This window comes from Vibrio eleionomae, from assembly GCF_009874545.1.
In the GTDB taxonomy this organism is placed as follows: Bacteria; Pseudomonadota; Gammaproteobacteria; order Enterobacterales; family Vibrionaceae; genus Vibrio; species Vibrio nitrifigilis.
Genome location: NZ_WEKT01000008.1, coordinates 35408 through 59049, shown reverse-complemented (window position 1 = coordinate 59049; position 23642 = coordinate 35408). Strand labels below are relative to the sequence as shown.

General features: G+C 43.3%; 23 protein-coding genes. 5 read left to right on the top strand and 18 right to left on the bottom strand.

Features of this window, described 5'->3' with window-relative positions:
* Positions 1-10 precede the first annotated feature (10 nt).
* Positions 11-367 carry a hypothetical protein gene (locus tag F9817_RS06835; protein ID WP_161154210.1) on the bottom strand — a complete coding sequence of 119 codons (357 nt, stop codon included), beginning with the start codon at positions 365-367 and terminating at the stop codon, positions 11-13.
* Positions 368-1075: 708 nt separating this feature from the next.
* Here F9817_RS06835 and F9817_RS06830 point away from each other — a divergent pair.
* Entirely contained in the window at positions 1076-2038 is a 963-nt protein-coding gene (locus F9817_RS06830) for a transposase (RefSeq protein ID WP_161154209.1), read from the top strand.
* A 321-nt stretch (positions 2039-2359) separates the two neighbouring features.
* Here the strand turns inward: F9817_RS06830 and F9817_RS06825 are convergent, their stop codons facing one another.
* From F9817_RS06825 to F9817_RS06795, 7 genes are all read right to left on the bottom strand, one after another.
* A complete protein-coding gene (locus F9817_RS06825) occupies positions 2360-3280 on the bottom strand; it encodes an RNase A-like domain-containing protein (protein ID WP_161154208.1) in 921 nt (306 codons plus the stop codon).
* A gap of 41 nt (positions 3281-3321) precedes the next feature.
* Positions 3322-4044 carry a hypothetical protein gene (locus F9817_RS06820; protein WP_161154207.1) on the bottom strand — a complete coding sequence of 241 codons (723 nt, stop codon included), beginning with the start codon at positions 4042-4044 and terminating at the stop codon, positions 3322-3324.
* A gap of 406 nt (positions 4045-4450) precedes the next feature.
* Positions 4451-5257: a reverse transcriptase domain-containing protein gene (locus F9817_RS06815; RefSeq protein ID WP_161154206.1), complete on the bottom strand. Its 807-nt coding sequence runs from the start codon at positions 5255-5257 to the stop codon at positions 4451-4453.
* 1 nt (position 5258) lies between these two features.
* Positions 5259-5717 carry an eCIS core domain-containing protein gene (locus F9817_RS06810; RefSeq protein WP_161154205.1) on the bottom strand — a complete coding sequence of 153 codons (459 nt, stop codon included), beginning with the start codon at positions 5715-5717 and terminating at the stop codon, positions 5259-5261.
* Between the two features lie 68 nt (positions 5718-5785).
* The gene (locus F9817_RS06805) at positions 5786-7156 is read right to left on the bottom strand and encodes an ATP-binding protein (RefSeq protein ID WP_161154204.1); all 1371 of its coding nucleotides are present in this window, start codon (positions 7154-7156) and stop codon (positions 5786-5788) included.
* Positions 7157-7368: 212 nt separating this feature from the next.
* Complete coding sequence (locus F9817_RS06800; protein WP_161154203.1) at positions 7369-8766, bottom strand: APC family permease; 1398 nt, start codon at positions 8764-8766, stop codon at positions 7369-7371.
* A gap of 231 nt (positions 8767-8997) precedes the next feature.
* Positions 8998-10137: an ornithine cyclodeaminase family protein gene (locus tag F9817_RS06795; protein ID WP_161154202.1), complete on the bottom strand. Its 1140-nt coding sequence runs from the start codon at positions 10135-10137 to the stop codon at positions 8998-9000.
* 263 nt (positions 10138-10400) lie between these two features.
* On the opposite strand from F9817_RS06795, the gene F9817_RS06790 reads away from it, so the two are divergent.
* Positions 10401-11234, top strand: coding sequence for an AraC family transcriptional regulator (locus tag F9817_RS06790; protein WP_161154201.1), 834 nt, complete (start codon positions 10401-10403; stop codon positions 11232-11234).
* Positions 11235-11362: 128 nt separating this feature from the next.
* On the opposite strand, the gene F9817_RS06785 is transcribed toward F9817_RS06790, so the two are convergent.
* From F9817_RS06785 to F9817_RS06765, 5 genes are all read right to left on the bottom strand, one after another.
* The gene (locus F9817_RS06785) at positions 11363-12859 is read right to left on the bottom strand and encodes a DHA2 family efflux MFS transporter permease subunit (RefSeq protein ID WP_161154200.1); all 1497 of its coding nucleotides are present in this window, start codon (positions 12857-12859) and stop codon (positions 11363-11365) included.
* A 12-nt stretch (positions 12860-12871) separates the two neighbouring features.
* Positions 12872-14062: an HlyD/EmrA/EmrK family protein gene (locus F9817_RS06780; RefSeq protein ID WP_161154199.1), complete on the bottom strand. Its 1191-nt coding sequence runs from the start codon at positions 14060-14062 to the stop codon at positions 12872-12874.
* A gap of 21 nt (positions 14063-14083) precedes the next feature.
* Positions 14084-15532 carry an efflux transporter outer membrane subunit gene (locus F9817_RS06775; protein ID WP_161154198.1) on the bottom strand — a complete coding sequence of 483 codons (1449 nt, stop codon included), beginning with the start codon at positions 15530-15532 and terminating at the stop codon, positions 14084-14086.
* Positions 15529-16029 (bottom strand): MarR family winged helix-turn-helix transcriptional regulator, encoded by a 501-nt coding sequence (locus F9817_RS06770; protein WP_161154197.1) that lies wholly within the window; start codon positions 16027-16029, stop codon positions 15529-15531. The genes F9817_RS06775 and F9817_RS06770 overlap by 4 nt, the downstream gene beginning before the upstream one ends.
* A 450-nt stretch (positions 16030-16479) precedes the next feature.
* A complete protein-coding gene (locus F9817_RS06765) occupies positions 16480-16857 on the bottom strand; it encodes a DUF1294 domain-containing protein (protein WP_161154196.1) in 378 nt (125 codons plus the stop codon).
* A 294-nt stretch (positions 16858-17151) separates the two neighbouring features.
* Between F9817_RS06765 and F9817_RS06760 the strand changes: the two genes are divergently transcribed.
* The 3 genes from F9817_RS06760 to F9817_RS06750 all read left to right on the top strand — a co-directional run bounded on the left by F9817_RS06760 (position 17152) and on the right by F9817_RS06750 (position 20469).
* Positions 17152-17781 carry a helix-turn-helix transcriptional regulator gene (locus F9817_RS06760; RefSeq protein ID WP_161154195.1) on the top strand — a complete coding sequence of 210 codons (630 nt, stop codon included), beginning with the start codon at positions 17152-17154 and terminating at the stop codon, positions 17779-17781.
* Positions 17782-17876: 95 nt separating this feature from the next.
* Complete coding sequence (locus F9817_RS06755) at positions 17877-19076, top strand: pyridoxal phosphate-dependent aminotransferase (protein ID WP_161154194.1); 1200 nt, start codon at positions 17877-17879, stop codon at positions 19074-19076.
* Positions 19054-20469, top strand: coding sequence for a Na+/H+ antiporter NhaC family protein (locus F9817_RS06750; protein ID WP_161154193.1), 1416 nt, complete (start codon positions 19054-19056; stop codon positions 20467-20469). Before F9817_RS06755 ends, F9817_RS06750 begins: the two co-directional genes overlap by 23 nt.
* Positions 20470-20521: 52 nt before the next feature.
* Here the strand turns inward: F9817_RS06750 and F9817_RS06745 are convergent, their stop codons facing one another.
* The 5 genes from F9817_RS06745 to F9817_RS06725 are packed head-to-tail and all read right to left on the bottom strand — an operon-like array spanning position 20522 to position 23640.
* Complete coding sequence (locus F9817_RS06745; RefSeq protein ID WP_161154192.1) at positions 20522-21244, bottom strand: HAD family hydrolase; 723 nt, start codon at positions 21242-21244, stop codon at positions 20522-20524.
* 44 nt (positions 21245-21288) lie between these two features.
* Positions 21289-21702 (bottom strand): YbaN family protein, encoded by a 414-nt coding sequence (locus F9817_RS06740; protein WP_161154191.1) that lies wholly within the window; start codon positions 21700-21702, stop codon positions 21289-21291.
* Positions 21695-22264: a tight adherence pilus pseudopilin TadF gene (locus F9817_RS06735; RefSeq protein ID WP_161154190.1), complete on the bottom strand. Its 570-nt coding sequence runs from the start codon at positions 22262-22264 to the stop codon at positions 21695-21697. Before F9817_RS06735 ends, F9817_RS06740 begins: the two co-directional genes overlap by 8 nt.
* Positions 22261-22797, bottom strand: coding sequence for a TadE/TadG family type IV pilus assembly protein (locus F9817_RS06730; RefSeq protein ID WP_161154189.1), 537 nt, complete (start codon positions 22795-22797; stop codon positions 22261-22263). Before F9817_RS06730 ends, F9817_RS06735 begins: the two co-directional genes overlap by 4 nt.
* On the bottom strand, positions 22798-23640 hold the full coding sequence (locus tag F9817_RS06725; RefSeq protein WP_161154188.1) for a tetratricopeptide repeat protein: 843 nt from the start codon (positions 23638-23640) through the stop codon (positions 22798-22800).
* Positions 23641-23642: the final 2 nt, after the last annotated feature.

Below are 23642 nucleotides of genomic sequence, written 5' to 3'. Positions count from 1 at the left end.
TTTTTAAATGTCAGTGCATGTATCTATCATCAAAAGGCTTAACTGATATGGCCAATTCTTTGGCATGGTGTTTATCTGAAAATCTGAGGAATTTTTGATATAAACTTTTTAAATCAGACTCTGAATGGACTTTCTCTATTGCTACTATTTCCAGAAATTCCGCGTCATCCTTTAAATTAACATTAGCCGGAATTAAATAATCATTTTCGACTAGTAATGCATCATCTAAAGTAATGTTGAGAAACTTGCAGATATTTGTGGCGGTTCTGAACGATACAGACTTTCCTAACTCTGCCCTCTTAATCGAGGACACCGACACGGCACAATGCTTGTCTAAACATTCTTCCGCCATTGTTTCCTGACTCATTCCTTTTTTTTTCTTAGGTCTTTAATTTTAGCTGAGTTAAGTTTAATTCCACTCATATGATTTCTTCCTTAATATCGATGTTGGCTCATTTGATTTAATGAGTATTTATTGGCAGGTCACGTCACTAGGAATACTCCAAGTAAACCGGCACTAGAAATCATATCCACAATGGTTTATTGAAACAGTGTCAAGTTGGTGTCATGTAATGTTTTTAAATGTATTCTTATATATTTAAAAACAACTATTTAGTATTGCCATTCTGTATAAAATATCGATTTAATATATTGATACATTACAATTGGCATATACATGATAATTATATTATTTATTAAATAATCACTCACAAATTCACTCAACAAAAGCGTATCACCTGTCATTTATTTCCTTTTTATTTCCAGCTCTTATCCTAATTCTAATAATTTCATTATTATGTTTCATATTTGAGATTGATTTTATATTTACCATCTTACATACTGTTTATAATTATTTATTTATATATGTTTTATTTTCATAGGAGTATTCATTACTTTACGTTATTCCGTTAAAAAATAACTGTTTTAACGAGGACACACACCCTATCATCGTCTCGTTTTCCAGTTCCTTTCACCTCCGTTTCTTTGATTTCACTCGTAAGTTTTCTTCTGCCGTATTTCGTATCTATCGTCAAATTGTCATGCTTGATAACGCCTATATTCTCAGAGATGACCTATGACGACAGCAAGATCTCAACTTATTTGCCCTGAAGTGACACCTTACTATCACTGCGTCTCGCGTTGTGTGCGTCGCTCTTTCCTCTGCGGCCAAGATGCTGCGACTGGCAAATCTTACGAACACCGCCGGGCTTGGGTTGAACAACGTATGCTGGCCCTAGCCTCGATATACTGCATTCGCATTTGTTCTTACGCCATCATGAGCAATCATTATCACCTCGTAGCATTTGTTGATAAAGAAGCCGCCGCTACCCTTTCTGACCTTGAAGTCGTAGAACGTTGGTGCAGTGAACATCAAACCCCTGTCATTATTCAGCGTTGGCTGGCAAACCAGCTCAAATCAAAAGCTGAATCACACACGTGTGACCACCTGATCGAGACTTGGCGTCATCGTTTGTATTCCCTAAGTTGGTTTATGAGAGAGCTTAACTACGATATTGCCGTGCAAGCGAATAAAGAGGACCGATGCACTGGCCGATTTTGGGAAGGGCGGTTTAAATCTCAGGCCTTATTGGACGAAAAAGCACTGCTTTCCGCCATGGCTTATGTCGATCTCAACCCTATAAGAGCAAAAATGGCGGATTGCCCTGAGCAATCCGATCACACTTCAATACAAGCGCGCTTAGGTAGCTTAGAACGTGGCGAAACCTGTACGCCGTCACTCGCTAACTTTCTCGGGTATGAACACCAAGATAAGCATCAGGGGATCCCATTTCGTTTGATGGATTATATTGAGTTGGTTGACTGGGTGGGTAGGCAGATTAGAGAAGATAAGCGCGGGTTTATTGATAACCGCATGCCCGAGATACTTGATCGTCTCTCTCTGCCCCAGCAAGAGTGTTTAACGCTATGTACCGAACTAGAAAAGAAACCCAAAGCATGGGTTGGCTCATCCAAAGGACTCGATAAAGCCAAAACCCAATTGGGCAAAAAACGAATGGTAGGATTACTGATTTCATAATGAAATGAGTGATAAATCGTCAGCTATAAACCATCGTTACCTCTGATTGTTCTCACATACCTTTTTCACTATAAATATCAATTACCTTCATTTCTCTACGAACGCACCACGTAGGATTTTATCGTCCAATATCTATAGCATCGATATCTTTGAACTGATTCCTGCTTAAGGTGTGTGTCCTCGTTAAATTCATACTGCTTAAGGTGTGTGTCCTCGTTAAATTTCTTCATACTACCGCTTAAGGTGTGTCCTCGTAACAATTAGGCTAAAAGACGTTTTCAATGGCTTTTAGGTTTTGTTATAGGTTTGAATGATTAAGGCTTAGAAAAAGGTACCCATTACATCTTCAGGGACTGTTACTTCAAGCTGTCCATCGTCTGATACGCTAACTTTCATATCCACTCCATTAGGAGGGAAAATTGTAGCAGGCTCCCGCACATCGTAGAATTCTAGATCAGATTTTTCTATCGCCTTTTTAGAATATTCCGCTAATGTTGTTGCTTTCCATTTGCAATCTATACTCCAATTTCCTCCAGCCCTTTTAGGGTCTGGAACTTTTTGGAGTTCAAAGATATATCCTGAATTTTTAACTGGTAACATTATTTCTGAACCAGCTATAACTGGTTTGATATCTTTAGGCGTCATTGACTGCTTGTGTTTCTGCCTAAGCTCAAGAATATCCGAAAAGATTCCTCCCAGATTATCCCCATACTCTGCAAGTATTCTTTGACCATTTTTAATCCAATATTGCATTGCTTTTTCAACTTTAATCTTGGCTGTAAATCTCGTTGCCCTATCTACTTTTGGTTCTTTTTCTACTCTTTCACGTAAATATTCATCATCTACAGCTAGATGTTTAGAGATTGAATGCGAGCTGCTTTCCTCTTCTACTGATCGCTCTTCTTTATGTATATATTCATCAATATTTGTTCTATTATTATAGAGATCCCGAATATCAAACACAAAGAAGCTGTTTTTCCCCTTCTCGTAAATCTCCTGAATCTGTGAGTCTGAATATTGATTTTTTGGTTTCACCTTTTTTATCTCATCAAACGATCTCCACTGTTTAATAAAATTGACCTGTTTATTGTATAGCGACTCACTGAAAACTCTTTGAACAATTGCTTTAGGCCGATTATCCACAAACCCAAAACCTTGCTTCCCATTACTTTTCTTTTGCCCAACAGAATTCACAACTGCCCAACTTTTATTCTCTTTTGTTTTCTCTACCTGTTCATACATATCTCAGACCTTTTAATTTTTCGTTAGTCATTGTTATGGGCTTATTCATCATCGTCCCAATAAGGATTTGAAAGTTCTGTATCTTCACTTGAGCCAGATTTATATACTTTTTCATCAAGAAAAGAAAAACTTGATTTGGATATTTCTCCGTCACCATCTGTTTGCAATTCTTGTATTGCGGTCAATGTAATCATATCCTTACGTTCATTTCCCAGCACATGAATATAGAATTCAAGTTTTCTGTAGTTATTTGGAGTCTTTTTAATGCTAGGAGGATCTACAAACTTTACAGTCTTGTATTCCACCTCTCCAACAACATTCTCCCAATCTGAGAAAACATTAGAACCAGCACCGATATTGGCCATGTTATTCCAACTATCAGCCTGCATAGAGGAGAGATATGGCTTATCTGTTTTTTCTAGCCAAAGCAATTCTTCTGGGGCTAATATTCCTAATTCGATTGTAAAAACATGACCAAATTGATTTTCGTCAACATAGGGCCGTATGTTCTTCTTAAAAATAAATGGTTTTTCTTCTACTTTAAGCTGTTCAAACTGATTTCTTTGAATGATAAATGATTGATTTTGTATTCCATTTTGCACGTTCGAAGTTTTCAGTTTACCTTTTAACCTTTGTTGTAAGATCAGTTCAGGTCGATTATCCACAAAACCATAACTTTGATTCATTTGATTTTTCTTCTGAGCAACAGAATGATCAACAGCCCTACTCTTATTCTCTTTCGGCTTCTCTACTTGTTCATACATGTCTCAAACCTTTTTTTTTAATTTTTTCATTGGTGGATGTTATAGGCTTTCTTCAGTTGCCTAATACACCCTCAGACACAGAAAGGCGACTTCCATCCCCCCTATCTCTTCATCAAATTCCGGTCTAACAACACTCATTTTTGTCGTTATTGAACCATCCGTTTAAATATCCATCCCATCCAATCGCGAACCGATATTATTCAATCCCTTGTCGTTACATGGATATACATCTCCGCCGTTTCCGAACTAGAACGTTCTCGCAGCGCCAAGACCTATGCAGTTCCAGTCCCTCTCATAATCAACGCGTTTTAAAAGAATGCCACGATGTTTTTTTAACCCCGGAAGCCTTTAACGCCAGATAACGATATGTGTCACCGCTATATTTTATTAATCAATTAAAACGCCATTAACGAATCAAATTCAGCAATGCACTCACATCATTCACAAGCACTCGACCATTAAAAATCTCACAGACTAAGTCGAGCTCGCTATTCATTACAACTTGATTCACCCCACTGTTGACCCATATCACCCAACGCTTCACATACTCCGCAACGCGTTGTAACGACGCGCCCTGCTCATAAAGCCGCAAGAGTTTGCTGCGATGCTTGGCAATGGTTGCCCAGGCTGGGGTTAACGCACGATTGGGCGTAAATCGGTAGCCAAGAAAATCAAATCCTGTCTCTTTGATTCGACCGATGTACGTTTTAAATGGGTGTTTGGTTTGCTTTACTTTGGCAAGGCTTTGATTCATCAATTTCACCACATGCCGAAGTTGGCGCCGAGTTTGACAAAGCACTATCCAATCATCCATAAACCGATAATATTGAAGCCCACGAGCCTCACAATAACCGCCTAAGCTTTGATCCATCTCCTGCAGGTACAACGCGCCCAAAAGGGGTGACAACGGGCTGCCTTTACTTAACCCAACCGTTTGCCAATTGAGCAACCCATCATGATCATCAACACGTTCGAGAGCACGTTTTAGTAACGCTAGTAACCCCTCATCCGTGACATGCTGCTTTAGTTGCTGCAATAAAATGGTTTGATCAATCGATGCATAATAGGAATCCACATCACTTCGGCAAACATATCGATAATGATTCACCGCCTGTTGTAACTGACGAACACACGATTTCGCACCTTTACCTTTGAGATGGTAACAATGCCTGCTCAAACTTGGCGTTAAATATGGTGTTAATCGAAGCAACACCCTACCCCATCACCCTCGCCTGCAACGCTTTCGCCCCCAAGGTATCCGCCTCGTGCTCTAGGGCGGGATTATCATTCACTGCCATGCCACCAACGGAGGTGGTGGGAGCCACGCGCCCCTGGGCTTGTTGCACCACATGCCCGAGTTCATGGGGTAAGTGTTTCTCTTGCCCCGAGCCTAAATGAATATCACTGCCTTGCGCGTAGGCATACGCTTGAACCGCAGCGGGTTTGGCCGAGTTGTAATGCACTCGCACATGATCAAGGCTCATGCCACTGATGTTCTCCATCCCGCTTTTTAAGTTATCGGGCAAGCCGGTTTTATTGGCCTGTCTTTGCACTGTGGCTGGGCGGTAATCCTCTAACGTTTGGGCAAATTGGCCCACTTTACGTTGGGTGATGGCCGAAAGATGCACCGCTTGTTTAGGGGTTGAATGGTGTTCTGCCTGTTGAGAAAGCATGGTTGTTGGTCCTCTTGCTTTACCGTGATATTCACAAGCCGTCATGTGCTAAATGACTGGCGACCGGCTTAAAAAAGCATTTTGTTCTCTTTTCTAAACTCTTGGCGAATACTGGTGATAATGTCGTTTTGATACACAATGCGTTCATTACGCACAATGGCGGTGAGCGCACACTGGCGCAACACATTGATAATTTGCCCGCCAGCCACTTCGTATTGTTCGGCGATTCGGGCTAAATCGACCTCTGGTGCGAGTTCGCACACCCCGTTAAACGCGTTTTTCCATAGCTGCAATCGCTCGCTTGGGCCAGGAATAGTGAATTCCACCATGCTTTGAAAACGGCGGGTAAACGCCTCATCCATATTGGTTTTTAGGTTGGTTGCAATAATGACCGTGCCGGGAAAATCTTCTATTTTTTGCAATAGATAACCAGTGAGCTGGTTTGCATGACGATCATTAGACGAACTGCCCTCTGAGCGCTTACCAAATAACGCATCCCCTTCATCGAAAAACAGCATCCACTCTTTATAACTGGCCGCTTCAAACACGCGTGAAAGATTTTTTTCTGTTTCGCCAATGTATTTAGAGACCACCATGGATAAATCAACACGATACACTTCTCGCCCCGTGGCTTTACCAAGTAACGCCGCCGTCAAGGTTTTTCCTGTACCTGGTGGGCCGAAGAAGACGGCGCGATAACCCGGTTTCACCTTATTGGCCAATTGCCACTCGCTCATCAAGGTATGGCCATGTTTTAGCCAGCCATGCAGTTCTTCAATTTGGTCCATGACCTCGTGTTCTAACACTAAATCACGCCATTCAAGAGGCGATTCCAATACATGCGCTGGGAAACTCGCACTTAATTCGGGACGTAACCGTTCGCCCGTCATAAAATAGTGCAGCCACTCGTCATTTAATCGGTAAATGCCCGCCCATTTGGGCACGCCCTCATCCACCCCCAATAATTGCGTGACCTGTTCGGCCATAAGGCGATGTTGGTTGGCAAGGATGGCACGCGTATAAATGCGCCACTGCGGGTCGTTGCCGCTAATTAGAAAATTCAGGGTTTGCCCAGTGGGAATAAACCCGCTAAACGCTTTATCACTCACACCACCAAATTCAGTGAAGGGACGATCTATCTGGCTGTTTAGACCAAAGAAGGTATCGAGCACATTGGGTTTCAGGCTGGGAGCCATGGCTAACGCTAATGCCAAGCGCTCAAAAATGTTGAGTTGCCAATCGATGATGATGTGCGCATAAGGGGTTCCAGAGAGTAAATCAGGCGGTTCAATATCCAGCCAATGCTGCTCATGCCCTTCTTGCTTTAAATAACTGCAAATCACTTGGTCAATGACTAACTGTAGCCACTCCATCTCCCGATAAAGCGCAATCACATTGGTGGCTTGATGTTCACTATCGATATCAGCTTGTGCTTGCATGGCTTATCCTCAGCATTAGCGATTTGTTAAGATCAGCATAGGTGTTTTGCCCGCGTGCAGCAGTATCACTATGGGTTGAAATACAAACGTTAGACTTGAAAAGAAAACCGCGGTGATATGAGTAGGAAGTAAGCACTATTGAGTGGTGATGTACTCAACAAGCAAAAACCCGCACGCAGCGGGTTTTGATTTTAAAGCGGTGGGAATGAACGTTAATCCATGTCTGGGGTAAATAGCCCGCGTTTCATATAAAACTTGACCCAAAAGACCGTGATAAGGCTAATTATGGCAAGCATTCCGCCGGTAATGGCAAACACCGTGTGAGTCATTTCTGCTGATGGTGCATTGTTTAACGCGACATACGCCATGGCGATAATGCCGACGATTTGTGGAATGGGATAAAACGGCGTGCGATAAGGGCGCTTATAATCTGGCAAGCGGCGACGCAATACCATGACATCAATATGGGCCACAATATACGCCAGTAACCAACTGGTGGTGGCAGCAATCACTAATACAATTAATGAATCCATATCCACAAGCAAAAATGGGATTGCGGTACATACCGCAATGGTCACAATACCTACCCATGGTGCGTTAAAACGGTTCACAGCTTTAAAGATAGGAAATGCTTGTTTCTCTTCTGCCATGCCGTGCATCATTTTAGGAATCGACGCTAACAAGGTATTCACGGTGCTGCATGTGGCAGCGAGCCCCATTAATGTAGCAATGGCTAACCCAGCACGACCAAATACCGCATGAACATAATCTAGGTATGGGATAGAACCATTAACAAGCTGATCCACATTTAGATATTCGCTGGCACCGTAAGAAAAAGCAAGGAAGATAAGAAAGATTAGGAGCAACGACCAGTGCATAGCACGAGGAATATTTTTCAGCGGCGATTTAACTTCGTTGATCATTGGGCAAATAAATTCCACCCCAACCATTAACCACATGGCTAATGCAATCAAACCGATAAAGCTGCCATTCCATACCCCAGTAAAGCTCCAATCAACAGACGCGCCGCTTAGCTGTGGATGCGGTTCACCTACGCCTGTCACCGCGCAAACACCGACTAGAATTAAGGCCGCGACCAAGATAAATGCTAGCGAGTTTTGTATTTTCGCAAACACATCCGTACCAATCAGGTTGGTGATACACAGCACAGCCAAAATGGTCAGCGGAACCACCTTCGCAGGAAAAACACCTGGTAGCAGTTTATCTAACATGGCGTCGACCAAAATCATCTCGACTGGTAGTGCTAACACCGCCACCACCACATAACCCGCAAACACAGAGACAATCGCAGGGAATTGACCGATCGCTCGTTTGGTGTAGGTAGCAAGCGTGCCTTCACCTGGAAACATTAATGATAATTCAGCAAAACTCATGGCATTAAACTGCGCCAAAACAAACGCACATATCATCGCAGCGATAAATCCCATGCCGCCTATGCCAATGCCTTGAATGGCCGAAATCATGGCACCCTGTACAATCACGAGGCCAATACAAATGCCCATCATGGTTGGCAAACCCATTTTACCCGATGCTTTATCTGGTGCTTTTTCAAACATTGCCAGCTTTGCTGACGAGATTGCTTTACTCATGTTACTCATCCTTTTGTAACAACCAACTCAAATCCAACGCATTTTGGCTTAAGTGCTGCTGACCACTTCCTATAGATCACACAGTACAAACCACGGCCAGCATGAACTTGTGCAGGCGAATGTTACTGAGCTACCCCGCGTATTATGCGGTCATGTTCAGTAAGGGAGGAGCGTTGATAGCGAAATGGCACGCGACCAACGCTGGTTAATTAATAACAAATAGAAAAGGGATCAGTTCAGTGCTGGGGTTTCCCAAAGATTAAGGGAGACACCAATGCCTTGTTCCAGCGCGTTGCGATACAGTTTGGTGCCCCAAGCTACATCTTCAACAGGCATTCCGCCAACAGACATGATGATGATTTCCTCATCATTTTTACGCCCTGGCGCATCCCCTGCAACGATCTTACCGATGTCTTCTAGGTTATCTAAGGTAATCAGCCCTTCTTCGATCATATCCATAAAGCGCACACCAATAATTGGAATATGGTGGTGAGCCGGTTTTGGCGCTTCTTCAAACCACGCTTGGTAAAGGCCTGTGTTATCCAGCACTTTACGTACATCGTTTTGTTCCATTGCCGCATCTAAACGGCAGTATGCTGGCATAGCAAGAAAAGCACCCGGTTTTACCCATTCACGTTTAACTTCTGGATAGGTGCTTGGGTCGCCAGTTTCACCTGAGTTACAGTAAGTGACAATATCGGAATCGCGCACAATCTCTTCAATGGTATCCACCACTTGAACGGTTTTGATTTGTGGGTAAGTGGCGGCGACCCAAGTCATAAAGCTGTCGAGACTTTTTTGTCCGCGGCCTTTAACTTTGATGGTATCAATCTCTGGGCATTCTGAAATAAAGGCAGCGACCGCTGTTTTGCCCATGACACCTGGACCAAGTAAACCGATCACTTTGGAATCTTTGCGTGCTAAATGACGTGCACCAACGCCCGGTACCGCACCGGTGCGATAAGCCGATAGTAAGTTCGCCGACATGTAAGCGAGCGGCGCTCCGGTTTCAACATCATTGAGAATAAACATCAAAATAGAACGTGGTAGGCCTTTTTCGCGGTTAGCGATGTTAGAGCCATACCATTTCACGCCACAGGTTTGAAAATCCCCACCAAGATAAGCTGGCATAGCCATTAAACGGCGATCGGCCGTTGGTTTAGGCATCATCGGAAAAGGAGATTCTTCCGGAAAGGTAATCATGGCTCCGTGCGAATCATTATTCGCGCCCGCCATGCGGTAATCACCTTTGTAGAGTAATTCGAACATCTCTTCCATTGCATCAACACATTGGGGCATGTCGGTAACCCCCGCTTTGATCATGTCGGGTTCTGAGAGGTAAAGAAAATCTATCTTGGTATTTGCTGACATACGTCCACCTATTGCACTTGTTATCCATCACTGACATGCCGTTCCTAAATTTGGTGATAGGGCTATAACTATCGCCAAAGACATGAGCCGTTATTGAGTTTGACAAGGTGATTTAGTGCTGTATTGAATTTTTGCGACATTGGCAGGGTGAAGTGAAGTTCAGAGAAATGGCCGCTAAATGGCGTGAAATTTGCTTAATTTACAGTAAGAGAAAAATAACCATACCGACAATGGCACACAAACAGGCCCACAAGGAGTGAATTATGGCTGACATTATCGCAAGGCAACATGTTGCGGGCATTCATTCAAAACAGCCTTGGTTTGTGCTTAGTGCATCGCAGTTTTATACCCATCAAACGCCCAAACATCCTTATATTTCCCATTTTTATAGTTTTACGATGGACAGCGAAGCAGGAGAAACCATCGCTATCCCTGATGGCTGTGTTGATTTACTGTTTGATTGTGATAATGAAAACCCAGCAAGTTTGGTATGTGGAACCACATTACAAGCGCGTGAAGTGCGCTTTAACCCTCACCATTCCTACTTTGGCGTGCGTTTTATTCCCGGTATTGTGCCCGATTTTCTCAATGTGATTGCGGCTGAATTAATCGAGCAACAGTCCAGCCTTACTGATGTTGTCTGTGATAGCAACTACATTTGTGAACAGGTGGTGAAAGCCGATTCGTTTATGGCTCGTGTCAATTTGATTAACTCTTTTTTAGAACAGAAACAGGCTCGTATCCCTTCACGTTTAACGTCGCAATTAGTTGCAAAGATTTGCGCGGAGAAAGGCAATATCCAAGTACAAGATTTAGAACGTTATTCTGGCTATACCACCCGCACCTTACAACGACAATTTCAGCAAGATATTGGCCTTACACCGAAGACTTTTATTCGGGCGATTCGCTGCCAATCTGCGGTATACAGCATTAATCATCTCGATAACGTGACCTTCACTGACCTTGCATCTGGCCTAGGCTTTAGCGACCAAGCCCACTTTCTGCGTGAGTTTAAAAAGCTGGTGCATGTCACTCCGATGCAATACCAACATAAAGTGAAGCAAAACCAATATCTCGATCACCTCACCACGTGGTAAATATTGGTGCAAATGCACCAATATAAGACAACAAAGCCTCGTAGAGACGAGGCTTTGTATGGTTTGCGCTAGAACCCATCACATCGAAAGAAAATACGCTTTCTTACGTGATGGCTGACCTACGCTCGCTAATGAGCGGCACTGGCTTTCTTCGTAAAGAAGATAAACGGCACCAATATCAGTAACATGACCATCAAGAACGTAAACAGATCAATCGTTGACATCATGTACGATTGATTGGTGATGGTGCCATTGATATTTTCGAGATATGACAAACCACCGTGCTGAACATCTTGCGCGACCAGTGGGTTATAACTCGAAATATGCTCTGACATCACGGAGTGATGTAACGCGGCATTATGCGCCCAAAACCAACTGGTTAAAGACGAAGCAAAACTGGCGCCGATGGTACGAATAAAGGTCGATAACGACGCAGCATCCGCCACATCAGACCCATGCAAATCCGACAGCAAAATGGTCGTCATTGGCATAAAGAACAAAGCAATACCAATTCCCATAAAGAGCTGAATCCAAGCGACCGTAGCAAAATCCACATCAGTATTAAAGCGTGCCCGCGCATAACAGGTCATGGCAATCACAACAAAAGAACCCGCCGCTAAAACGCGCATGTCCATCTTATGACCAAACTTGCCCAATATTGGCGTTAAAAACAGTGGTAATACCCCCATTGGTGCACAAGCTAGCCCGGCCCATAATGCGGTGTACCCCATATTACTTTGTAGCCATTGCGGCAAAATCAAGTTGATGCTGAAAAAGCCAGCATAACCACAGGTTAAGATGATCGTCCCAATGCAGAAATTGCGATTACGAAACAGTTTGAGGTTGATGATCGGATTATCATCCGTCAGCTCCCAAATCACCATAAACACCAACATAATAACCGCAAAGATAGAGCCACCAATAATCCAAGGGTTAGAGAACCAATCCAGATCATTGCCTTTATCGAGTACGACTTGCAGAACACCGACACCTAACGCCATGGTGGCTAAACCAATCACGTCGAGTTTCACAATTTGTGGTGTGTGTGGACGCCCTTTCATCTGTTGTAATACCACCAGCACGGTAAAAATACCGATCGGGATATTAATAAAGAAGATCCACGGCCAACTGTAATCATAGGTTAGCCAACCGCCTAAGATTGGCCCGAGTATCGGCCCAACCACCGCCACCATACCGATTAAAGCCAGCGCCATATGCCGTTTGTCTTTAGGAAAGATCGACATTAAAAGAACCTGACTGACCGGAAATAACGGTGCTGCTGCCAAACCTTGCAAGGTACGAAATACCACTAACTGGCTCATGGTTTGCGAGACGCCACACATCAACGACATCAGGCTAAATAGGATAAGAGCGCCGACATACAAACGCACTTCCCCTACCCGGCGACTTAGCCAAGCCGTGATGGGCAAACCAATCGCGTTACTGACGGTAAATGAGGTAATCACCCACGTACCTTGGTTAAGACTGACGCCCATGTTACCTGCGATGGTTGGCAGTGACACGTTGGCAATGGTCGAGTCGAGAACCTGCATAAATACGCCTAACGAAATGGCGAAGACACACAACGCCATGTTCGCGGGTCGAAATTGTTGCTGCTCACTCATAGCAGACCCTTATTACTCTTTTGCCAAGAATTTTTGCGTGGCTGAATCGTTTTCATCAATGATGCGATCCACCAGCGATTCAACACCGGCTAGTGACTGGCTGTAAACATCCGTTTTAAACAGCGCTTTATCAGAACTAGTACGCGACAGTAATGCCCCCTCTTTATTTGAGGTATCCACTTCTGCGGTCATGGATAAACCGATACGGAGCGGATGCGCAGTCAGCTCTTTAGCATCGAGTTTGATACGCACAGGTAAACGTTGTACTACTTTGATCCAGTTACCCGTTGCATTTTGCGCTGGTAGCACAGAGAACGCGCTGCCAGTACCGATACCTAGGCTTTCAACCGTGCCGTGGAACACCACATCATCACCGTAGAGGTCAGAAATCAGATTCACTTTTTGACCAAGGCGCATATCTGTTAACTGAGTCTCTTTAAAGTTGGCATCAACCCACACTTGATTCAATGGCACAACCGACATCAGTGTCGAGCTTTGTGAAATACGTTGACCGACCTGTACGTTACGTTGGGCAACGTAACCAGAAACAGGAGCGACTAACACGGTGCGGCGTTTGTCCAAATAGGTTTTCTTCACGTTAGCAATCGCCGCTTTTACCAATGGATGCGTTTCTACCGTCGTATTTTGTACCGCAGCTTTACGCGCTTGCAATTGCTGTTTAGCCGCGGCTAAATCTTGGCTTGCAGAGTTCATTACATCACGCGCATGGCTGAGTTCTTCGCGCGATAAGCCGCCCGCTTTGACCATGTTTTTACGACGATTGTAGTCACTTTGCGCTTGCTCTAAAGCAATCGTTTTGGTCTTGACTACTGCTTTTGCTTGCTCAAGATCGTTGAAGAGCGCGCGCACTTGGCGCACCGTTTGGCCTAAGTTTGCTTCAGCATTTTCAAAAGCGATGTTGGCATCAGCATCATCAAGGTAAACCAATGGCTGACCTTGTTTCACATAATCACCATCATCAACATTGATGCGTGTAACGGTGCCCGTCAACTCTGGCGTAATTTGCACTAAGTTGCCGTTCACATACGCATCTTCTGTTTCTTCTTCGCCAACGACAAAGTTGAAGTAGTAAAAACTACTTGAGATAGCAGCAATCAATAACACAAGCGCAAAAATGGTCAGGCTCTTTTTGCGTTTCTGTTGGTTATTCGTCACCGCGGGTTCGCTGTTGTTATCTTGCATAATATAAAACCTTAAAAATCATCAATGTGCTGCAGTGGATGAATCATCTGCGGGTTGAGTGTCATGAAAGCCGCCACCAAGTACTTTTACTAGGGCTACTTGCTTTTCTTGTTGTTGGTTTTGTAGTTCGGTTAAAGCCGATTCAGCTTGAAGTAAACGCTGTTCCGCCATTAGAACTTCGAGTTGACTGCCCATTCCAGATTGATAGCGCTTTTCTGTAATGTGGTAACTCTTCTCAGCCAAACGCACGCTGTTTTGCGCATCATTTAACTGATTGGCTGATGATTTCAGCGCTAAAATCGTGTCGGCAACATCCCCAAGCGCGTTAACCAATGTGCGATTGTATTGCGCGACCGCGCTGTCGTAATCGGCCGTATCGGAAATCAAATCTGCTTTTAAATGCTGAGTAAATATGGGTAATGAAATCGCAGGGGTTACACGCCATGAACGACTGACATCCTCAAACATGGCATCGCCCATTATGGCTTTAAAACCCGCTGTCGCGCTTAAATTCAGATTGGGATAAAACTTTGTTTTTGCCGCATCTATATTTTTAACTGCGGCTTCGACACGCCATTTCGCTGCAACAATATCTGGGCGATGAGCGATAAGATTCGCCGGCAAATTTGCCGGTAATGTCAGATCGGTACTCATTTCAGAACTTGGGCGTTGTATGGTTTTTGCGATATCTGGACCAGCCCCGACTAACGTTGCTAACGCATTCTTAAGCTGTTTGATTGCCAATGTGCGTTTTTTCAATGTTTGTCGCGCAGATGCCGCGTTACTTTGCGCCGTGTACAGTTTGTCTTTCGAGGTCAAACCGTTATCGAGTAAGCGCTTTGTAATCGTGACAATACCTTGCGTACGTTGCAGATCTTTATGTGCTAAATCTTTTAGGCGATACGCACTCGCTAGTTGAATATAGTTCGTCGTAATCGCACTAGATAACGTGATTTTTGCCGCTTGGTGATCAATCGCTGCTGCATGTTGTTGGTTAACACTGGCTTCCCAAGCATCACGTTCCCCACCCCATAAATCGAATGAGTAATTACCGTTTAAACCTAAGTTATAAACCGTACCATACTGATTACCCTGATAGCTGTAATCTTCTGAACGAGAGAGTCGAGTTCGAGCCAACCCTGCTTGCGCGTCTAGGGTAGGATCGAATTGCGCATCCGCCGCCATGACAGACGCTGATGCTTTCTTTAGATTCGCGTTAGCCAATTGAATTGAAGGGCTATTTTTAAGAGCACGCGCAATCAGTTGATTAAGCTGTGGGTCATTTAATACCGTCCACCAATCCTGTTTTGGCCAAGCGGCATCAGAAAGATGTGCGTGAGCCAAACTCTGACTATGTTCCAAAATCGATTTTTGGTTCATATGGTTAGTGGGTTTGATATTACTTGGCGCAGCACAGCCATATAAAAATGTGACAGAGAGAATGGCGGCCAAAGGCGTCAATTTAATCATTTTGTTCCCCGTTTTAATTGCTGCAAACAGACGTCATCGATGGACGACATCACTATTTTTCTAAGGCAGTGACGAAGTTGTTGTTTTTCTTCCACCGTTAACGCCTGTTCTAATTCATCTAATGCGTTCATAGCTAATGGCATCCCATGCTCCACGGTTAAGCGGCCCTTTTCAGTCAAATCCAAGAGAAACGAACGACGGTCATCCGGGTCGGGTAAGCGTTTAATCAGCCCTTTCTTTTCCAGACGGTCGATCATACGAGTGATGCTACTTTTATCGACATTGAGCATTTTTCCGATATCGGAAGGACGATAATTCTCAAATTTTTTAATTTGAAACAATACCTTAGCTTGCGTTGCCGTGAGTTCTTCAATCATTTCAGGCGAAGCGAGATACTGATCGAGCAAACGATCTTTTAACTGATCAGTTTTACCTAATAGGAAACCAATGTTGTCCAAAATGTAGGGAAAAAACTCGTCTTTTTCGTCGTCTGTCATGAAGAGTCACCTTTAGTTGTCAGTGCAATAGTTGCATTAGCAACTAAATATAGTGATCAAGATTGTATAAGTCAACGCTAATCAGCAAAAGTTAACATTGAATTTTGTGATATGAAACAAGACGCGAGCTAAGAGAAAGTTAATGTCTGGTCAAGACCAATTATCGAGCCTTTTATCAATTAAAATAGCTATTTAACAAAAGGCATGGTAATGCTAACCCAATGACGTTTTATCATTAAAAAAACCATCTCTACCCAATCACTTCAAGATGCTATTTCAGAGAAAATAGTTTCACTCTTAGGCAACGCGCTCATTGATCGACATAAAAAGCAGGATACGATTATCCATCGTATCGCCATCACGTAAATTCAGCGCGCTTTATAACGATTCACTCAGTAAGGGTAAAGTCGGCACAACAGTTATGAGCACGGTGTCATAATTTGCCAGTTTTTAGCTATCAAAACGAATCCAGCTGTGTACAGCCTGCAGCAGCGACTGGTGGTAAATATATAACACGACCACGGCGATGATATTGAGTAAGGTGCAAAGCCATAACCAGGTTTTAAATGGTTGTTTTTGTGTTTTATGGCGAAAAAGTGCCTGCCCTATCAACGCCCCAGGCCAACCGCCCAGTAATGTCCAACCATGCAATGTTTTTTCTGGCGTTCGCCAGCAGCCTTTGATCGACGCACGTTTATCCACGCCATAAATGACTAAGGTAATCAGGCTCATCAAGCCAAAATAGAGCGGAATGATCATCGGCCAGGCATAAAACCAATACAGCGCCACTAAGCCGCCAAGAAAAACGCTACTTAATAATACGGGCATAGTGATGAGTTACTCCAAATCAGCCACAAAAACGCTCACAGGATGACGGCATAGACTCGCGCCTGTGTCATCACTGCGTTGAAAGGAGGTTATTTATAGCAGAACTAAGCAAAAGGTGAATACTCCATTACGGCACAAATATTGATAACTCATGAATTAAGTGACAAATCAAAGCGCTTTTAATCATTAAGGCAAGTTATCTGCTCTTTTTGTGTGCATACGAACATAAAAAGGTGCAAGACAAGCCGCTAAGTCACTGACAGTTGAGAGGAACTTGTTGGAAATAAAACCATTATGAACAATCAGTTAGAACTATTTAAACGTATAGCAGCCTTTTTGGCACAACAGATGCAAAACTGTGAATTTGTGGTTCATGACCTGAGTAATTTAGAACATTCAATTACTTATATCGGTAATGGTCATATAAGTGGCCGAGAGATCGGCGATTCTGCAACCGACTTGGTGTTAAAGGTTTTGCGTAACAAGGATCATTTAACCCGTGATTATACCCAAATCTATAACAGCGCGGCAGAGAACAATACTCGATTTCATTCGTCGACATTTTTTATTAAAGAGCAAGATCACCTAGTTGGCTTACTTTGTATTAATGAGGATTTAACCCATTTCCAGAATGTCTTTGATGCGGTATCAAGCATATTAGGAAAAACCCAGCAGCAAGAAGCGCATGTTGTCTCTGAGCGCTTGGTGCCAACGATTGATAGCTTACCAGTCAATGTAATTGATGAGCTTATTCAAAAACGAATTCATAATATCAATCACTTGACCAAAGAAGAGCGAATTGACGTGGTAAAAGAACTCGATAAAAAAGGCGTATTTTTGATTAAAGGCTCAATCAACCAAGTCGCCAAAACACTGAAGGTGTCAGAGGCAACCATGTACCGATACTTACAAGCGATTAAATAATTTTTTTCGCACCTAAATGATAATTTTTTATCAACTTGAGAAAACTTTTATTACGCATGACGTGTAGCACACGTATTTAGTTCACGGAGGAATTCATGCAACAACACATTAAAGCCCCTTTTCATAACGTGACTGGCGGTTTATTCGATTCCGTCATCAAGGCAGATGTTGGTGAAGGTGCAGGTAAAATCATTGAAAGTGGCGGAACTATCCTTGCTTGGGCAGACCCTGATTTCCCTGACCCAGCAATGCCGGCGAGTGTACAACAAGCCCTGATAGACAGTGTCAACCATGGGGTCTCATCACACTATGTCATGCCAATTGGTCCTCGAGAACTTAGAGTAGCTATCGCAGATAAAATTCAGCGTCAAACGGGCTTAGATCTCGACCCTAGCCGCAACATCATTGTCACTCCGGGGTCTGATTCTGGCTTGTTTTATGCCATGTACCCGTTTCTTGAAAGCGGCGATGAAGTTCTCGTGCCTACGCCAACTTACCCAAATAATATGGTCAATATCTCGTTGATGGGAGCGAAAGCTATTGAGGTTCCCACTCAGGCAGAGAACAACTACCAAATTGAAAAATCTCAACTTGAAAAACACTTGACGCCAAACACTAAGATGCTGGTGATTTGTCACCCGAATAACCCAACATCCGTAGTTTATCGTAAAGAAGTAATTGCTGATATTGCTGAATTTGTTATCGAGAATGACCTTATCCTCATTTGTGACCAAGCGTTTGAAGATATTATTTTTGATGGGATTGAATTCGTCGCACCTGCCTCTCTGCCACAAATGCTAGAACGCACAGTTACGGTATGTTCTATGTCTAAAGGTTATGGACTTAGCGGTTTGCGCATAGGTTACATTTATACCAGCGATACCCTGATTGATAAATACTATGGGGCTGCAGTGAACATTCTTGGTGCTCCTTCACATCTTTCATGTGCTGGCGCGATAGCAGCCCTTCACGATGACACCATCATTAATGAACGTCAGGTACGACTAGCCAATCGTCGCGCGACTGTTTGCGAGATTTTTAACAGTATTCAAGGTGTGAGCTGCCAAGCACCAGAAAGCGGCATCCTACAGTGGATTAATGTCGAGAACATTGGTAATGGTGCTGATATCACTCAGTTTATTTTGCAAGATCAAAACGTTTTAGTTAATCCAGGAGGTCAGTACGGGAAAGGCTTCGAGGGTTATCTTCGCCTTATTTATGGCTGTTTCCGTGATGATGTTCAATTGTTCAACGCTTGCGAGAGGGTAAAAGATGGTCTCATTAACTTTAAATAAAACCAATGAGATCGTTGAAGATAACGATCTTCCTATTTTTAAAAACCAGCTAATTGCACTGCTACCACTCGCATTATTTTTTCTTTCCTGCATGGTGCTATTTACCCATTACATGACCTACGATATGCATGTATTGGCTGGAGCCGCTTTCCTTGGTTTAATGATTACTGGTCTTTTAGCAACCAATAAAGAGAAATATTGGGAGGCTGTATTAAAAGGAATTGCCAGCAAAGAAAGCGTCACCATCTTTTTGTTATTGCTACTGATTGGTATGTTTTCACAAATGATCAAAGTCAGTGGTTTATCAAATGGTTTGATTTGGTTCGCTCAATCTTTTCATTTTTCCGCAGTTGGGTTTATTGCCTTTACCTTTGTGGCAGTATGTATTGTTGCTACTTCAACTGGCTCCTCTATCGGTACAATGTTTGCTGCTTTTCCTGTGTTCTTCCACACGGGCAGTGCCATAGGAGTTGATGGTGCCATGTTAGCTGGGGCAATTGTATCTGGGTGTATTTTTGGCGATAACCTTGCACCTATTTCCGATACTACCATTGCATCCGCCTCAACACAGGTGATGCAACGATCTGGTAAATCATCAGATATCGGCGGAGTGGTTCGTTCCCGTTTCAAATATTCAATAATCGCCGCTGTTATCACAGTAGGTATTTATCTATTAATAGCTGCGCATCATGCATTGGATTATTCCAAGGCAATTGAACACGCATCTGCATTTAATCTATTAATGCTACTTCCAGTGCTGGTCTTATTGGTCATTTCTAAACTTACCAATAACATTTTTATCGCAACCAGCTTGGCGTTAGCATTTGGTATTGTATTGGGTTTGATAAGTGGAATATTCGATATCAATCAAGTATTTCACTCCGATGGTACTTTAGGTAATCACGCTACAGGTTTTCTTGCCGATGGTATTCAAAGCATGATGGGAACCGCTGTATTGGTCGTCTCCATTTTTGGAATCATGGGCATTATACGCTCTGCAAAAGTCGTAGAGTCATTAACTGATCGCTTAATGCGTTCATCCTTTTGCCAAACACAGCGTGGATTTGAAATTGTATGTGCTGTGGTAGTGAATATCGTTACCATCCTATTCGGTGGCGTTACTAGTGCGACGATTCTTACCGTTGGGCCAATCATTAACGAAGCGGGACAACGGCTTAATATCCATCCCTATCGGCGTGCAAATATGCTCGATGGTTTTGCTAACACCTTGGGAGTTGTCATTCCATTTTTCAGTGTGTTTGTTTTTATTTCATCGGCACTGAGTAGCGTCTCTCCCAATGCCGTAGCTGGCGCATTTATCTACCCAATAGTGCTGTTTGTCGTATTGCTGCTTTCGGTGCTAACTGGGTTTGGCCGCAAACCAGAATTTTAATCATTGCTAATGCAAAAATACCTGCATAATGCAGGTGTTTTTATTGGCCAAATCAAATAACTAAACCCAACAGCTCAGATAAGGATTGTATGACATAAGCTGGTGTTGGTAGCCCTGCTTGTTCGTGAAAACCAGCGAACCATACGGGATGCAAACCGGCATTGTAAGCGCCTTGCATATCATTTACCGGATGATCGCCAACATACACGCACTCATTTGGTTTAAAGCCGGCTTGGCTTATCGTCTCAAGGAAAATAGCGGGATCAGGTTTCTTCGCACCGAATTGCTCGGAACTCACGAGATGGTGTATTAGTGGAGAGAATGACGTGTCTGCCAGCGTATCGATTCGGCTTTGCTGGCCACCATTGGAAATAATCGCAAGATAGTAGCCTTTCTTTGCTAACTCATTTAGCACTTTTGTAGCATTGGGCATCTCAACGGTGGATTGAGGGAAATGGGTTTTCCAGTCGCGCTCTAGGTACTCAGCAGCTATGGGCTGTTGCCAACAAAGTTGCGTAGAGAGCTCAGACCCGATCGCCTGGGATATTTTTCGATAGCGGCGTTTATCACCAAGATAACCGCCGTTATCTATCGTCTTAATTAAAGTTGCCACTTGCTCGCAAGACACATGCCTTAGTAAACTCGCATAGCGCTGCACAAAACCCTCAGAAAAGCGATCAATGCTGGCATTTCTGTGCACTAAGGTATTATCTAAATCGAAATAGATGGCTTTGATATGAGACATTACCTGTCGCTGATTACAATCCCATTGCATGTGTATCTTCCGGTATAAGAATAACTATTAAACAATGAGTTATACTACAAAACTTTATCAGAGACCAAAGAGGCATGTTCAGGGCGGCGCCAAATGAAAAAAGCGCCAATACTCATACCAACGGCGGCAAGCAGTATCAATTTGACCGGTACATGCATGATGATAAGCACTCCCAAACAGCACAGCATTGAAATCGCGGATTGGATTTTGTTAGCGCGAGAAATCATGCCACCATTACGCCAATTGTCGATTATATTTTTAAAATAAGGGACCGACATAATCCAATGATGGATAGTCGGTGACCCTTTTGCTGCTGCCCATGCAGCCAACATAATAAACTCCGTGGCAGGCAGGCCAGGTAATAGAATCCCTAATACCGCCATACCTAAACTCAAAACAGCAATGATTTTGTAGATCCAACGCTTAAGCGCTGATGGTGAATTATCCTTATTATTCATCGTCATCCTCTTCATCAACACCTAACTCAGCCGCTAATGTTTTATCCACATCGATATCATTGTATTGCGTTCGGTTATACGCGGTGACAGCCATGACTTTATTGTCGATCAACGAGGCAAATGGCGTTAGCCCACCAGACTCACCACACAATTGAACCACCATAATGGCATCATCACTATTGTCACTGTCTTCTTCGGGTAAATCACTGCTGAACACATCTCCTGAATTTAACGTCGGGCATATGCCAGATAATTCTCCTCTTTGTAACGGCTTCCAATCCATACTTCGATCCAAATTTACTTTATAAATATGAAGTTCATAATCACCTATTTCCTTGGATGGTATCGCTGCGGACAATAGCTGATCGATGTCTTCCGAACTCAAATAACTTTGTACAGATAACACCGAAGCCAAGGTGTGTGAAATTCGATCGTACTCTCCTCGAGTGCGGTTAATCATATAAAGATCAGCAGCAACTGACATAGTGGCAACGAACATAGCCACCGTTAAAGTAAACTCTATCATTGCAAGGCCAGCAACGCGCTTTATTCGACGTTTCATGAGTCGTCCTCATCGTCACCATCGATCACTAAATCACCCAATATCTGCTGGAATTCATGTTGATAAGAACTCCCTAAATCAAACAGCTGCGGAAGAGGGGTTATAAAATCCTGATTAAGCGTTAATGTAATATTCAAGATCGGCGCATTGGCATACGTTGGCGTATCGTCATCATCATTTGCATCACGACTCCCACTACTGTCTGTAGTACCGGAAAAATCGCCTAAGGTGGCAAACGTATTAAGCTCTAATTCTAGATTCTTTTTATCCACTAAATCATAAGAATAACTCGCCACCCGCTCAACAATAAGCGAGTTCAATTGTGCCTCACCTAATGAATAAAAATCGTCATCACTACGCAGGTTTTGTACGGCTCTCTCGAGTGAGGTATTCACAACAGTAATCACTAACGCAATTCTTGCTAACTCGAAAAACATCACCAAAATAAACAGCAATACTGGAAATATCAGTGCGGCCTCTAACGATACAATGCCTTGCTGCTTTCGCCTTAAACAACGAATGGCCGTTCGCATTTAGTTCTCCTCCTCAAGTTGAATAGGCACTTGTGATAACGAGGCAATTTCTGTTGCTAATGGGCGCCCCTGTTGAACACGATGACGCAACTGCTCAAATTGAGCGATAACCCGTTCAGTCTTATCGGCAGGGAGTTCAAGATTCAATAATTTACGGGCCTGATCACTCCGTTCGTTTAGGATGTAAGCCAATGCTAGATTCAACTTACCTGACAAAGATAACCCTGCCCGGCGCGCATGTAATAATTCGATTGTTCTATCAGTCTCACCAGTCACCAAATAGGTCATGGCTAAATTATTTAAGACCATGTCATTATTGGGTTCGATTTTAATGGCCTTTTGTAACAACGCCCGTGCTTGCTTGGTATGACCATTGAGGTTAGCAATAACACTTAATCCATTGAGCGCTGTGACATTGTTAGGGTTAATCGTTAGTGCATGATGCAAATATTGACTTGCTTCTTCTCGCTGCGCCAACTGCAAATAAGCTCGTCCTAGACCGAGATCAATCGCTTCTTGCTGTTCAGGTTCGATGTGCCCTTTTAGGGTATCGGCCGCACGTTCAAATAACATCACGGCCTGACTCGGAGACACAACTAATGCTGCAACCGTCGCGAATTCCAAGACATAAGCATCTTTAAGTTGATGCTTCTTATCCATATTTTCATAAACTTCATAAGCCGCTTTGTATTTGGCGTTATCACGTAAAATATGCGCCAATTTCAACGCCTCTTGGGCGTTTTCTGGGCTTGATACGGTTGCATCCTTATTCAGACCAGAGTGACTCGCACACCCCGAAAGCATCAGCAACATGAGGCAAGCACTTGTCAGTAATTTATTCATTT